The following is a 13060-nucleotide window of genomic DNA, read 5'->3' as shown; positions in this document are numbered from 1 at the left end:
CATGGCCCAGCACAAACAGAAGATACTCAAGGCAGTGAACAAAAAACTGTGTGCGGTCTCAACGCTTCTGTTCTCCCTGATGCTTGCCGGTCCGGTGCGGGCGGACATAAAATCACTGAACCTGTCGGAAACAGATGATGACACCCAGGAAACGGCTGTCGAAACACACCGTCACGCATTTGTGCAGAGCGGATACCGCTTTATCACCCCGGACGGCCCGACGGTGGCCGCATCTCCCTATGGGCGGTTAAAATCGGGGCTAAGCGGAGGACTTTCAGCCGGGTCACTCGGATCGGACCTCAAGCTAACCGTGGATGGCATCTATCTCCACGAGGACGACTACCACTCGGAACTGTTCTTTGACTATCGCGGTCTGGTACGTTTCCATGCCGAAAGCGGGGCGCTGTGGCACAATCTTCCACGAGAGCAGATAAACCCCGGATCGCTGTCACTTGTCCCGCGTGACCAGAATATGACCAACGGCGTCCGTACCGTCGTTACCCAGGCGGATACCCGTCTCAAACTCGGCAACAACCCGATCCATCTCAATCTCGGATATTGGGAACTAAGCAGACGCGGCAACGAACAACTGCGCTTTTCCGATCACTACTTTGGAACAACGAATAAATCCTACATCATAACGGAGACCAACCGGGTCGATCGTATTACCCGAGAAGGCAGCATCGGCCTGGACGCCCACCTGGGCCTATTCGACCTCTCCTATGGCTTCCGCATCCGCGACTTTTCAAACGAAGCGGCCGGTCCACGCACTGCATTTACAAACAGTGCCGGCGGTGCTCTAATACCAGGAAATCAGGTCCATGACGCCATCCCCGACAGTCGGGTAACATCGCACACGATCAAGCTTTTTTCAGGCCTCAGCGGAGGGCTGGTCGGGACCGCTTCCTATAACCTGACCCAACGGGAAAACAGTGGCGGCCACGGCGATGCCATACCCTCCGAACGTCCCTCCGACAGCATTCACTCCGCAACTGGCGACCTGAGCTACACACCCTCCAAACGGCACTCATTTGCGCTCAAATACCGCCACCGGGAGATTGACCGCAGTACCCCCGCAACACTCTTCTACCCCTATTCACAGATTCCTGCCACGCCGCCCGGCGTCTACACGACCGTTCCCGGAGAACTGCTGGTCCGGCCCGCATCATCTTCGGTCATGGACACCCTGACCTTCTCGGCCACATTCCGACCGGCACCCAAGGTTATCTACCGCCTGGAATACAATGTCGAACTTGAGTCGCGGGACACTGTCCGTGACGCCCAGACAGCAGCTGGATCACCGACCGCATTCCATTCCGACAGCCGCCAGACCCACACCGGCACAGCGACCTTCTACTGGAAACCGGTTAACGGGGTCAAAGTAAATACGTCCTACAGTTATGCCGCAAGCAACAATCCGGCATACGGCTCCTCCTTTGGAGACCGGCATACCGGCAAGGTGCTGCTGACCTATGCCAAGACCGGCAGATGGGGTGTAACCGCCAATTATCTTGTTCAGCACGAAACAGGCGACCGCACAGCCAGGGTCATCCCTCCGGCCAATCTCGTCATCAGTACCGGCAGTACAATCTCTCTCCATAATCTTCCCCGGGAGACCCTCAGCAACTCTGCCAATGCCAGCGTCTGGTTCAGCCCACTGGAACGCCTGGTGATTACGGGCAGCTATTCATTCCTTCAGGCGGACATCAGCCAGACCTCGCTGCTGACGGAACTGTCCCGCAATGCCCTGGCCGCTACCCGCTACAATTCCACCAGTCACCAGTACAGTATCGATGCGAGCTATGCGGTCAATGATCAGCTCGATCTCTCCCTGACCTTTCAGCAGGTTTTTTCCAGATCATCCTATGATGTCCCGCCCATTGCGGAATTCTGTGCAACAGACATTGCCGGCACAACTACCCTGTATTCTAGCGCCGGCATCAGTGACCTCTCAAAACTTGACTCAACAGAAACCGGCGTCTCAACCCGGGCAGATTGGCGCATCACCGCCTTGCTGGGTTGCTCACTTGACTACAGCTTCAGAAGGTATGAATCCGGCCAACCGCTCTACAATGGCTCGGTGCATTCCACAATGGTATCACTCAAGGCACGGTGGTAACGAACGGCATGCGGACACGACTCTTCGGCATAGTCCTGGCCCTGTTTCACAGGATAAGTGCGATAACGAAATTATTCCCTGCAAGGAGCAGTCAGAGAATAATTTCTATCGCACTAACAGGCATAACGGGCATTCTGCTGGCCGGTTGGCCACTGGACTGCCTCGCCGCCGGCAAATTGATCGCTGCCATAATGAGCAGCGATCAGCCTCGCTATCACGAAGCACACCGCTCATTCATCAAGTCCATGACCGCCAGAGGCTATCCGCCGGGCAAAACCGAAATCATGCTGCAGGCTCCCAACCCGGACCAGCTTTCGTGGTCCAATACAATCCGCAAATTCAACGCCTATAAACCCGACCTGATTCTTGCCTACGGTACATCAGCAGCTCTGGTTGCCATGAAGGAATCAGAGGGCATCCCGGTCGTATCGGCTGATATTTACTCCTCGGCACAACCGGCAAAAGGTATGTGCGGTGTCAGCTCCCGTGTCCCGATGATCACACTGCTGAAGACCCTGCAGGAAATACGGCCCTACCAATGCATCGGCATCCTTTTTAACAGCCGCGAGGCAGGGTCGCAACGCCAGGCAGATGACATCAGAAAAATAGCCCTGCAACTGGGTGTGAATGTCGTCGATGGAAATTTCGTTACGACCACAGCACTTGAAAAGGGCCTGAACCCATTCATCGAACGGGTCGATGTCGTGATTGCCACCGAAAGTTCCATCGTCTGTCGCAATTTTGATCGTATCATCAGCCGCGCCAAGACGCATAATAAACCAGTGGCTTCCACCATGCCCGACGCCGCCGAAAAAGGGGCTCTGGTGTCACTGGAAATCAGTCCGCAGGAACAGGGGCACCTGGCGGCAGAAATCGTCGTCCGCATCCTGGAAGGTGCCACCCCCGAGCATCTTTCACTATTGACGCCACGACGAATCGAGCTGATTGTCAACATGCGCATTGCCCGGGAAATGGGAATTACTCTGCCATTTGCGGTTCTTGGCAACGCCACACGGGTTCTTAAATAAATCATTATGTTCGTCATGCGCCACTCCCCTCACCCACCACTGTTTTTTTGCTTCATGACAACACAAAAATCAGCTATAGTGATATCCTTATGGGTCGAATACTGCTAATCGATGATGACCGGGGCTTTACCAACTTCCTCTCCGGCTACATCAGTGAAACATATCCTCTGCTACATGTGGAGATCTGCAACAACCCCTTGGCCGCCCTCCAGCATATCAAAACCGGCGGTTACGACCTGTTGCTGATCGACCTGGAAATGCCGTCGCTGGACGGTCTCAAGCTCCTGCGTTTTGCCACCCAGGCGGGCATGGACAAGAACCGGATTGTCATTCTTTCCGGACGTGATGCCAATATGCTGCATGAGCTCTGTCCGATGGGCTCCTGCCTGGCTGTGCTGAACAAGTTCGAGGCCCGTCAGAAAGCGGTCCTCGATATGATTTTCAACTCGCTCCAAAAAAAGGCCGGGGGTGGCTGAAAGCTGCGACCAACCGGCTCCCGCTGTCCGGCATAATCGACCTGGCCCCACCCGCTATGCTTTCTTCGACGGCTGTTATTCTCCCAAATCCCACATCTGTATTTGATTACATCTGTTAAAACCACCTCAAGGAGGATCCACCACTATGCTGAATCGAATCGCGTACCTGATAACAGCCGGACTGATGATGCTGTCCCTGAGCGGTTGCCTTGTTGCCGAAAGCAGGTACATCAAAAAGGTTGAAGAGGCCGATGCACTTACCAAGGAGCTTGGAAATCTGAAACAGCGACATGACACGCTGACAGCCGACAATGCCGCTCTGAATGCGGAATATAAAAAACTCAAGGGGGAGGCCGCCCTATTGGCGCAGGACAAAGAGGCACTGTCTAAAGACAAGATCGAACTCGAAAAAATCCTGAAAGCCAAGTCCGACACACTTTCGCAAAATATCAGCGAACTTCGCTTAAAAGTTGCCGCCCTTGAAACAGAAAACAACAGCCTTGAAGCTGCGAACAGGCAGCTGAAGGAGGATGCTGCCAACCTTCAGAAAATAAAGGAAGAGAAGGTCAAAGAGGTCAGCAGCACTTACGAGCAGCTCCTGCAGAACATGAAGAGCGAAATTGCCCAGGGGCAGGTCACCATTTCCGAACTGAAGGGCAAATTGACCGTCAACATGGAGGCAGCAATTCTTTTCGATTCCGGCAAGGCGGATGTCAAGCAGGACGGTCTGGAGATTCTGTTCAAGATGGTCGAAACTCTCAAAAGTGTCAAAGACAAGGCAATCCGCATTGAAGGACACACCGACAATGTGCAGATCTCCGGGGCTCTCACGCGACAGTTCCCCACCAACTGGGAACTGTCTGCCGCACGCGCCATCAACGTCGCCAAGTACCTGCAGCAGCAGGGCCTTGATCCTGTCAGCCTTTCAGCGGCAGCCTTTGCCGAATACAAGCCGGTAGCTGATAACACCACGAAAGAAGGGCGTGCCAAGAATCGCCGCATAGAAATCACCCTGGTGGCCAAAGACTGATGGCCAGGAAGAAGGACCGGCATGCGCCGCCGAAACCGCCGCAGTTTGCCAGCACCCCCTTCAGCGCGCTGAAGGGGGTATCCGTGCCCGGCAAGCTGCCCACGGCAGCGGAACCTTCCAGCAAGGAACTGCCGCCATCTCTGCCTGAGGAGAATGCAACCGATCTGTTTCTGCAAGCCATGGCCGGAACAAAACGCCTGCACGATGCGTCGCAGCCTACAGGCACGCAGACTTCAGCCGTAAACACAGCAATCGCTTCGCGATCAAAAACAAAAGCAGCCGCATCCCCTGAGGAGTCTGCCGCTGCTGAATTGTTTATACAGGAAATTGGACGCTTGAAACTCGAAGTGAAATTCACCGAACAGCTTCCCGATGAAGATGAATTGAAACCACTGTCCGGAAACCGCCTTAAACAGCTGAAACGGGGAATCATCACGGTAGACCACCAGCTTGACCTGCACGGATTGACCCGCGACGAGGCGCTGGCAGAACTGCCGCTTTTTCTGCGCTCGGCCAGACTGAGGGGGCAGACGGCGGCTCTGGTCATCACCGGTAAGGGCAACAACTCACCGGCTGAACCGGTCCTTCAGCAGGCGGTATCGGCCTGGCTCAGGGATGCGGGCCGCGATCTTGTCGTGGAGTTTGCTCCGGCACCCCGGGAAATGGGGGGAAGCGGCGCCTTTGTCATATTCCTGCGCCCCCTGCCAACATCCGTCTGACACACATCAGCCTGTCGTCACATACTCCGCAATCACCTGTGCAATACGCTCCGGAGAGTTTTTGTCGTTATTGAAGATCATGTTGTAATAACGCATGTCGTGGGCATCCCGGTCCAGAAAATCCCGGATAAAGGCATCGCGCTGCTTCTGCTTCTTCTCAATACAACTCTCCGCCTCCGCCTCGGACAGACTGAGGCGTTTGGCTATGGAGCGCACCTTGAAGGCCGGGGAGGCGAACATACGGAAGTGAAAACAGTTGTTCAGAGGCTGGGTTACTATGGCGCTGCCACGCCCCATGATGATTACGTTCCCTTTTTCCGCCAGGGAGAACATATGCTTGCACAGCAGGCGGAAGTGGTCCTTCTCGCTTTTCCAGCGCTGTGAAAACGTCGCCAGCATCTCATCCAGGATCCGGCTTTTTTCCCCCAGTCCACGCAGAATATCTTCCGAAAGATTGTGATTTTTTGCCACCTCTTCCAACAATCCCTTGTCCATCACCAGCCACTCCTGACCGGTCTTTTTCTCCATCAACCCTTTCAGACACTCAGCCATGGGATAGGCTTCACAACCGAACTCACGGGAAATGGTAATGGTTTTTCGGGCCTTGCCGGCCTTGATGCGGGATGCGGAATCTTCATCCTTCCTGCGATTGATCTCCAGCATCGCCCCCAACCTTGATTCAATTGATGGCACCAGCAGTCTCTCAGACATAACATCCTCCTTTCACATCATAATTGCGTGCCTGATAAAATTGTACCATACCCTGATCGGTTCTCAAGAAGCTTGTTTGCCCGAAACGCAGGATCAAGAATATTGCAGTCAATTCGATGCGCAGCCCCCCACCGCAACACCCGTCCAACTGTCCTGCTTACGACACACTTTCGGAGCATTCCGATTGACAAACAGCGTTATTCTGTGAGATAACTAAAAATATTTATCCATAATGAAATCATCTCCATGCAGAACGAAGGGAATCGGGAAAACAATGATCATATCGAAAATCATCGGCAGCGGCTCATGCATGCCGGATCGGGTGATACCCAACAGCCATTTTGATTACCTGGTGGAAAATGCCGACGAGTGGATATTTTCGCGAACCGGAATCCGCGAACGGCGCTTTGCCCATGCCGACCAGGCCACCTCCGACCTGGCCACCATCGCGGCCCAAAATGCCCTGCAGGCAGCCGGTATCTCGGCCGATGAGATCGACTGCATCGTTGTCGGGACCTCCACCCCTGACATGAGCCTGCCCTCGACCGCCTGCATTGTGCAGGAAAATATCGCTGCCAAAAACGCCTTCGCATTTGATATCAACGCGGTCTGCTCAAGCTTTGTCTATGCGCTGGAGATCGCCGATAACTTTATCAAGTGCGGCAAATACAAAACCGTCCTGGCTATCGGCGCCGATACCTACTCCAAAATCCTCGATTTCAACGACAAGAACAGCTGTCCGCTCTTCGGCGACGGCGCCGGGGCTGCCATCCTGAGCAGCGGCGGAGACGAAAACGTCGGCGTGCAGCATACCTACATGCGCAGCGACGGCAAGGGCTGGCAGCTGATCCAGGTGCCTTCCTCAGGCTCCCGCAAACCGGTAACCCCGGAGACGATCGATGCCCGCGAGATCTTTTTCCAGATGGCCGGCAAGCAGGTCTACGTCTTTGCTACCGAGGTCATCCCCGACATTATCAACAAACTCTGTGCCAAAGCAGGCATCACCCCTGCGGACCTGGATTACATCATCCCCCACCAGGCCAACATACGCATGATCGATTTCATCTCCAAAAAAACCGGCTTTCCAAAAGAACGCTTCCTGATCAACCTCGACCGCTGCGGCAACACATCAGCCGCCTCGGTTGCACTGGTGATGGATGAGAACCTGCGTAACGGCACTATCAAACCTGGCCACCTGATCCTTGCCATGGGTTTCGGCGGAGGACTGACCTGGGGCGGCCTGCTGATCAGGTTCTAGCCCTTGAACCGACACCCCGGCATCCATCACCAAGCCGCCAGAATATGGCGGCTTTTATTTTTCTGTAACCTTTTCCCGTGTGGCTGCGTCTCCTAGACAAATACACCACACAGGAGGAACTCGATGAAAACAGCATGGAAAACCCTTTCGGTTGCAGCGGCACTATTCAGCAGCGTCGGCATTGCACAGGCCGCCACACCGGGGCACATGGATGGTGATGGACCAAGCCACAGCGGCAGTCATCTGAAACGGATGGCCAGGGATTTGGGGCTTGATGCCCAGCAGAAGGGTCAGGTCAAGGATATCCTCAAGAACAACCATATACAGACCAAACCATTGAGGGACAACCTGGTGGCAGAGCGCCGCAGCATGCGCACCCTGATCCAGGCCGAATCGGTGGATGAAGCTGCCATCCGCGCCCAATCGGCCCGTATCGCGGCGGTCGAATCGGATCTTGCGGTTAATCGTGCCCAGGTCGCCCAGAAGCTGCGCGCGATCCTGACCCCTGACCAAATTCAAAAGTTCAAGTCCCTGCAGGAGAAACGCGACCAGCGCCTGGATGAACGCCGTGCCAGAGGCCCGGCCCGGATGGACCGGGAATAGGCCGGAGAACCGCTCAAAGCATGCAAACGCCTGCGGACGACACTCTGGTACATGCGGCCAGAAGGGGAGACGAGAGAGCATTCAGCTCTCTCGTCACCCGGCACAAGCGGCGGGTCTTCGGGCTCGCCGCCCGCTTTGCCAAGGATCCGGATGAGCTGGGGGATATCTGTCAGGATGTTTTCATCAAGACGTACGAAAACCTGGGCAGTTACCGCGGGGATGCACCGTTCGAACATTGGCTGATCCGGATTGCAACACACACCTGCCATGACGTGCTGCGCAAAAGACGACGTGAATCCGGCAATGCCCGCTATGACACGCTTGTGCATGGTGTCGCCGATCAGGCCAGCGCGGCGCGCCATACAGCAGATGAGGCACGCTCCCTGCTTAAATGGGCGCTCAGCTGTCTCTCAGCGGATGAGCAAATGGCCATAATCCTGCTTGAACTGGAAGAATACAGCGTGAGAGAGGTTGCTGCATTGACCGGCTGGAGCGAGGCAAATGTCAAGGTGCGGGGGCATCGGGCCCGGCAGGCACTGAAGCGGATACTGGAGGAAAACGATGCGCGATGATGCGGAAGACAGACTGGAACGGCTCTTTGCCGCCGCCCGCAGTGAACCAAACGATACAGAAGCTGTGGAGGAGTTTTTTGAGGGACGCCTGATGGCCCGTCTCCGTGAGCGCCGCGAAGTGCGGCGCCCCTGGTATGAACTGGCCTGGCGCTGTGTCCCGGCTTTTGCCCTGATTACGGTTATCCTGGCTGTATGCAGCATCACCATCGGGCAATCGGTACCCACAGACCTGTTTGCAGCCATCAGCAACGGTCAGGAAGAATACCTGGCCAAGAGTTATCTGGCGGGAGAGTGATATGAAAAACGGTAAGGCCATAGCTGGTGTACTGCTGGTGTTTATGCTGGGTGCCGTCTGCGGCGGGGTGGTGACACACATGCTGAATCGTTCGCGGATGGAGGCCTTTGTCGGCCGCGGCCCGGAAGCCCGTGAGGAGATGCTCGTCAAGCGGCTCACCCGCCAGCTTGATCTCGACAGCCGTCAGCTTGAACAGATCAGGCCGATAGTGCACGATACCCACGCCAGCATCCGCCAGGTCCGCCAGCAATGGCGTCCCCAGGTAGAAGGGCTGCTGAATGAAAGCCAGCGCCGCATCTCAGCGATCCTGCGCCCGGACCAGCGGGAGAAATTCGAGAGGATCATTGCCGATCGCAAGGCACATCGTCCCCGCCGGGGCGCGGACTGAGCACCGCCCTCTCACCTGCGGGCACAGATTCCTTCACCCGCTGAACAGACCTGCAGCCCGACTGATTCACATTGCACCCGCAGCCAATCCTGCGGGTGTTTCTGTTTCCAGCCGCCATGAAAACTGTCAGCAGCCAGGAACATCCCGCCTGGTGCCAGCAAACCCGCCAAACCTGCTACCACACCCCGGACTTCGTGCGGCTTGTGGAGGATCGGTCCCCCCAGCAGTCCGTTGCACAGTATCAGATCAAACGCTGAAGACGATAGTAAAGCAGAATCCCTCAGGTCTACGGTCCGGAACAGTATCCGTTCAGCCGCATGGCGCTCGAAGACCGGCCCTGTCTCCCGGCGATACACCGCCTCCCGCTCCGGATCATGGGGAAATCGGGCGTGGGCGGCAGCCCACACCTCCAACGGTTCGAGTGTCCAGCCTTCTATCTTAAATTCTGCCGGTTGATAACCGTTCTCCAGCAGCAGCGAAGCCAGCCCGTAGCTGTCTTCACCGGTACCGCAGGCGGCATCTAGACAATGCAAAGTAAACTTCCCCCTCCCTCGACGGGAGGGGGTTAGGGGGTGGGTGAAGTCGGCAACATTGAACATCGTGGAACGGTCACCCCCACCCTGTCCCTCCCCCGTCAAGGGGGAGGGGATACCTGTGACAAGCCAATTGCGCACAAATTCCCGTTGCCCGGGATAGCGCCTGAAACCGCCATAAAAACGGCGCGGCAGGAACGAGGCAAACAGGAACTCCGTCAGCAGCTTCTGATTGTTGAGGAGCCGCTCCAGCAAGCATGCCGGATTGGCGCTGAACTGGAAGCATGGAGGCAGGGCAATGAACGCATCGGCCCAGCTCAGGGCAGTATGAAACGGGGTACTTTCAAGAATCGGAGGGTAGCGGAGGGTTGTCCGGTAAAGCCGGTGAAAGGCAGCGACGATCTCGGCAAGCGGCAGGTAGAGCTCGCACTGGCGACGGATCTCAGGGGTGATGATCAGGCCCGGAGCCGGAAGCGGTGCCGGGCAGGTGGCAGCGTAGACCTGGAAACGCTCATGCAGGCGGCGGAAGTCTCCGCAGCGCAGCCGGTCGCTGTAACAGGGGGGGGCAATCAGAAGGTCGAGCTGTGTGCATGCATCCCTGTCCTCCAGGGATGGCAACAGGGACAGCATCAATAGCTGTGCAGCGGCCGATAGAGCGTATCCCGCTCCACCGGGCTCTTGCCGGCCTTTCTGATCAGTGTAATGATGCCCTCTTTGGTCAATGACTGCGGGCTGGCCGCCCCGGCATCGTGACCGATCTTTTCCTCCACGACCGTGCCGTCCAGATCATTGACCCCGAACGCCAGGGACACCTGGGCGATTTTTTCCCCCAGCATGACCCAGTAAGCCTTGATATGGTCAAAATTGTCCAGGAATATGCGGGAGATCGCCAGGGTTTTGAGGTCATCCAACCCGGATGTGCCCTTGATGTCCAGCTTCAGGTCGGAGTTTTCCGGCTGGAAAGCCAGCGGAATGAAGGCCTGGAAACCACCGGTCTCATCCTGCAGGTCCCGCAGCAGCTGCAGGTGAGCCACTCGGTCGCCAAAGGTCTCAACGTGACCATAGAGCATGGTGGCATTGGTCTTCAGCCCCGACAGATGGGCCTGGCGGATGATCTCAAGCCAGCGGGCGCCGGAGATCTTCTCCGGACAGATTTTGGCCCGCACATCCTCCACCAGAATCTCGGCCCCGCCACCCGGCATGGAACCGAGTCCGGCCGTAATCAAGCGCTGCAGCACCTGCTCGATGGAAAGCCCGGCGATCCGGGAAAAGTATTCGATCTCCACGGCAGTAAAGGCCTTGATGTGCAGAAGCGGCGCCGCCAGCCGGATGGCCCGCAGTACCTCTTCATAATATTCAAAGGCCAGGTCGGGATGGAGCCCGCCGACGATATGCACCTCGGTGGCACCTTCTCCCTCGGCCTCCACGGCCCGCCGACAGATTTCATCCAGCGCCAGGGTATAGGCGCCCTCTTCACCGGTGGTGCGGGAGAAGGCGCAGAAGGCGCAGCGATTGACACAGATGTTGGTGGGGTTGATATGGCGGTTGACATTGAAGAAGACGCTTGTGCCGTTTTTGCGTTCGTTGGCCAGGGCCGCGAGACCGCCGATGGCAAGCAGGTCGTTGGAGGAAAACAGCAACAAGGCGTCATCCTCAGAAATGCGCTGATGGTTGTGGATTTTTTCTGAAATGTTTTTGAAGGTGGGCATGGCGGAATTTTACGTCAAAGGAGGTCAAGGTTCAAGGGCTTTGTGCTCCGGCTGCAGGAAACTTCACGTCATTTCAGCGACACAGACACTGTTCCGGCCGAGTTCCTTGACCCGGTACAATGCTTCATCGGCCCGTTTCAGCATACTTTCTTCCGTATCTGTTTTGCGCGCCTCGGTCAGGCCGATTGAAAGCGTCATATTGAGCGTTTCCGAGTCCAGCAGAAAACGGCTGTCACGCACTTCCGAGCAGAGCTTCCAGGCGACTTCTTCGGCTGCCTTGGCATCGGTCTTGACCAGAATCAGGGCGTATTCATCTCCACCGAACCTGGCCAGAAAATCACTGCCGCGCAACGTGGCCTTGATCTTTGTTGCCACCCCCTTCAGAATCCTGTCTCCGGCCGGGTGTCCATAGGAGTCGTTAATCGACTTAAAGTTATCAAGGTCAATCATCATCAACGAAAACGGCTCATCATCGTAGCGCTGCCGCAGTTTTACCATTTCAGTCAGTTTTTCGTCAAAATAGGCCCGGTTGGCCAGTTGCGTCAGGCTGTCGATCCGAACGGCTGTCCGCAGGGTTTCAATCTGACAGCGCTGGAATTCCAGCACCTCCTTCGAACTGGCCAATTCATTCTTGAGGGTGGCATTACTCACCATTACCCGGTCGATCTCCTTCATCAGAATGGCATGAGCCTCCTTCAGCTCCGGGGAAAGCTCCATCCGGTCGATAGTGTCTCTGACCCCCCCCAGCATTTCCGATGAATCGCTGGCAGCCTTTTCCGTACGCTGAATCCCGGTTGCCAGGCTGAGCAGGATACTGCGGATGGTCTGGGCGGTGTCATTGAGGCGCTGTTCACGTTCATCAACCACAGGCCTGTTCTCTGCCGCAGCATCAACGGAATCCGAATCAGGCGGGCGCCTGCCAACGAAGCCCAATAGCATCGTAACGGGAAAAAGCACCGCACTGCCAAGCTTCTCCAGGATTGAATGGAGCGCTGTCGATTTGATGACATAGACCGCAGAAAACACTATCAGGCCTGCAGCAAATCCTCCTGTGAAAATGGCCAGTTGCAATGATGAAATTCCGTCCACTCAGTTCTCCCGGCCAATCATGGCCTTACTATTCCTTGTAAACCCCGCCACAGATGATCATCCTGGCATCGGCCTTTTCGCAGTAGACCTGCTTCGGAAGGACCTTCCTGGTCAGCGGATCAGTGAACTTGTACTCCTGCCAGAAGCTTCGCTTTGATTTAGCCCGATCAACCCGCTCCCTGATAAAGGCCTTGCCGTCCGGGTCTTTCATGCCGATCATTTCCTTGCCGACCTGCTTGGCATTGTGCCCATGGGCGACACACTTGCCGGTACTGTCATACACCACAATATAAAGATCCTTGTTGACGTACGTTATGCTGGGGGCGGTAATATCAGCGAATATTTTTTCACCGCCGGCCTTATACGCGGCCACCACGCTTTTCACCATCGCTTCAGCCTCTTTCCTGGTTGCCCGCTCCGCTGCTCCTGCCGCGACCGTCGCACCTATCAGAGCCGTTGCCGTTATCAGCGTTATGATTTTTATGAACATCGAATCGTCCTTCCCGTTTGGTTGCGGTAGATTTCCCAAA

At 56.0% G+C, this 13060-nt stretch carries 15 protein-coding genes; 10 read left to right on the top strand and 5 right to left on the bottom strand.

Annotated elements, in window-relative coordinates:
* Window position 1: 1 nt before the first annotated feature.
* From ACOCF6_RS14310 to ACOCF6_RS14290, 5 genes are all read left to right on the top strand, one after another.
* Complete coding sequence (locus ACOCF6_RS14310) at window positions 2-2119, top strand: hypothetical protein (RefSeq protein ID WP_482461009.1); 2118 nt, start codon at window positions 2-4, stop codon at window positions 2117-2119.
* Between the two features lie 8 nt (window positions 2120-2127).
* Window positions 2128-3147, top strand: a complete 1020-nt coding sequence (locus ACOCF6_RS14305; RefSeq protein ID WP_482461008.1) for an ABC transporter substrate-binding protein — start codon at window positions 2128-2130, stop codon at window positions 3145-3147.
* A gap of 89 nt (window positions 3148-3236) precedes the next feature.
* Window positions 3237-3623, top strand: coding sequence for a response regulator (locus ACOCF6_RS14300; RefSeq protein ID WP_482461007.1), 387 nt, complete (start codon window positions 3237-3239; stop codon window positions 3621-3623).
* 145 nt (window positions 3624-3768) lie between these two features.
* Window positions 3769-4653: an OmpA/MotB family protein gene (locus tag ACOCF6_RS14295; protein ID WP_482461006.1), complete on the top strand. Its 885-nt coding sequence runs from the start codon at window positions 3769-3771 to the stop codon at window positions 4651-4653.
* Window positions 4653-5372 (top strand): Smr/MutS family protein, encoded by a 720-nt coding sequence (locus ACOCF6_RS14290; RefSeq protein ID WP_482461005.1) that lies wholly within the window; start codon window positions 4653-4655, stop codon window positions 5370-5372. Before ACOCF6_RS14295 ends, ACOCF6_RS14290 begins: the two co-directional genes overlap by 1 nt.
* Window positions 5373-5378: 6 nt before the next feature.
* On the opposite strand, the gene ACOCF6_RS14285 is transcribed toward ACOCF6_RS14290, so the two are convergent.
* Window positions 5379-6083, bottom strand: coding sequence for a cytidylate kinase-like family protein (locus ACOCF6_RS14285; RefSeq protein ID WP_482461004.1), 705 nt, complete (start codon window positions 6081-6083; stop codon window positions 5379-5381).
* Window positions 6084-6357: 274 nt separating this feature from the next.
* Here ACOCF6_RS14285 and ACOCF6_RS14280 point away from each other — a divergent pair, with 274 nt between their 5' ends.
* From ACOCF6_RS14280 to ACOCF6_RS14260, 5 genes are all read left to right on the top strand, one after another.
* The gene (locus tag ACOCF6_RS14280; RefSeq protein ID WP_482461003.1) at window positions 6358-7341 is read left to right on the top strand and encodes a beta-ketoacyl-ACP synthase III; all 984 of its coding nucleotides are present in this window, start codon (window positions 6358-6360) and stop codon (window positions 7339-7341) included.
* Between the two features lie 123 nt (window positions 7342-7464).
* Window positions 7465-7944 carry a Spy/CpxP family protein refolding chaperone gene (locus ACOCF6_RS14275; protein WP_482461002.1) on the top strand — a complete coding sequence of 160 codons (480 nt, stop codon included), beginning with the start codon at window positions 7465-7467 and terminating at the stop codon, window positions 7942-7944.
* Between the two features lie 20 nt (window positions 7945-7964).
* The gene (locus ACOCF6_RS14270) at window positions 7965-8516 is read left to right on the top strand and encodes an RNA polymerase sigma factor (RefSeq protein WP_482461001.1); all 552 of its coding nucleotides are present in this window, start codon (window positions 7965-7967) and stop codon (window positions 8514-8516) included.
* Window positions 8506-8811, top strand: a complete 306-nt coding sequence (locus ACOCF6_RS14265) for a hypothetical protein (RefSeq protein WP_482461000.1) — start codon at window positions 8506-8508, stop codon at window positions 8809-8811. The genes ACOCF6_RS14270 and ACOCF6_RS14265 overlap by 11 nt, the downstream gene beginning before the upstream one ends.
* A 1-nt stretch (window position 8812) precedes the next feature.
* Window positions 8813-9199 carry a hypothetical protein gene (locus tag ACOCF6_RS14260; RefSeq protein ID WP_482460999.1) on the top strand — a complete coding sequence of 129 codons (387 nt, stop codon included), beginning with the start codon at window positions 8813-8815 and terminating at the stop codon, window positions 9197-9199.
* Window positions 9200-9210: 11 nt separating this feature from the next.
* Here ACOCF6_RS14260 and ACOCF6_RS14255 read toward each other — a convergent pair whose 3' ends face one another.
* The 4 genes from ACOCF6_RS14255 to ACOCF6_RS14240 form a co-directional block, all read right to left on the bottom strand.
* A complete protein-coding gene (locus tag ACOCF6_RS14255) occupies window positions 9211-10362 on the bottom strand; it encodes a class I SAM-dependent methyltransferase (protein ID WP_482460998.1) in 1152 nt (383 codons plus the stop codon).
* Entirely contained in the window at window positions 10362-11441 is a 1080-nt protein-coding gene (gene mqnE, locus ACOCF6_RS14250; protein WP_482460997.1) for an aminofutalosine synthase MqnE, read from the bottom strand. The genes ACOCF6_RS14255 and mqnE overlap by 1 nt, the downstream gene beginning before the upstream one ends.
* A gap of 63 nt (window positions 11442-11504) precedes the next feature.
* Window positions 11505-12530, bottom strand: coding sequence for a GGDEF domain-containing protein (locus ACOCF6_RS14245; RefSeq protein WP_482460996.1), 1026 nt, complete (start codon window positions 12528-12530; stop codon window positions 11505-11507).
* Between the two features lie 28 nt (window positions 12531-12558).
* On the bottom strand, window positions 12559-13020 hold the full coding sequence (locus tag ACOCF6_RS14240; protein WP_482460995.1) for a cache domain-containing protein: 462 nt from the start codon (window positions 13018-13020) through the stop codon (window positions 12559-12561).
* Window positions 13021-13060 lie beyond the last annotated feature (40 nt).

Source organism: Geobacter psychrophilus (assembly GCF_056821595.1).
The sequence above is the reverse complement of the archived record's forward strand: the minus strand, read 5'-3'. Positions and strand labels throughout refer to the sequence as shown.

Coding starts and splice junctions, on each gene's coding strand:
- ACOCF6_RS14310 (WP_482461009.1), top strand. CDS start 2: ATGGCCCAGCACAAACAGAAGATACTCAAGGCAGTGAACAAAAAACTG.
- ACOCF6_RS14305 (WP_482461008.1), top strand. CDS start 2,128: ATGCGGACACGACTCTTCGGCATAGTCCTGGCCCTGTTTCACAGGATA.
- ACOCF6_RS14300 (WP_482461007.1), top strand. CDS start 3,237: ATGGGTCGAATACTGCTAATCGATGATGACCGGGGCTTTACCAACTTC.
- ACOCF6_RS14295 (WP_482461006.1), top strand. CDS start 3,769: ATGCTGAATCGAATCGCGTACCTGATAACAGCCGGACTGATGATGCTG.
- ACOCF6_RS14290 (WP_482461005.1), top strand. CDS start 4,653: ATGGCCAGGAAGAAGGACCGGCATGCGCCGCCGAAACCGCCGCAGTTT.
- ACOCF6_RS14285 (WP_482461004.1), bottom strand. CDS start 6,083: ATGTCTGAGAGACTGCTGGTGCCATCAATTGAATCAAGGTTGGGGGCG.
- ACOCF6_RS14280 (WP_482461003.1), top strand. CDS start 6,358: ATGATCATATCGAAAATCATCGGCAGCGGCTCATGCATGCCGGATCGG.
- ACOCF6_RS14275 (WP_482461002.1), top strand. CDS start 7,465: ATGAAAACAGCATGGAAAACCCTTTCGGTTGCAGCGGCACTATTCAGC.
- ACOCF6_RS14270 (WP_482461001.1), top strand. CDS start 7,965: ATGCAAACGCCTGCGGACGACACTCTGGTACATGCGGCCAGAAGGGGA.
- ACOCF6_RS14265 (WP_482461000.1), top strand. CDS start 8,506: ATGCGCGATGATGCGGAAGACAGACTGGAACGGCTCTTTGCCGCCGCC.
- ACOCF6_RS14260 (WP_482460999.1), top strand. CDS start 8,813: ATGAAAAACGGTAAGGCCATAGCTGGTGTACTGCTGGTGTTTATGCTG.
- ACOCF6_RS14255 (WP_482460998.1), bottom strand. CDS start 10,362: ATGCTGTCCCTGTTGCCATCCCTGGAGGACAGGGATGCATGCACACAG.
- mqnE (WP_482460997.1), bottom strand. CDS start 11,441: ATGCCCACCTTCAAAAACATTTCAGAAAAAATCCACAACCATCAGCGC.
- ACOCF6_RS14240 (WP_482460995.1), bottom strand. CDS start 13,020: ATGTTCATAAAAATCATAACGCTGATAACGGCAACGGCTCTGATAGGT.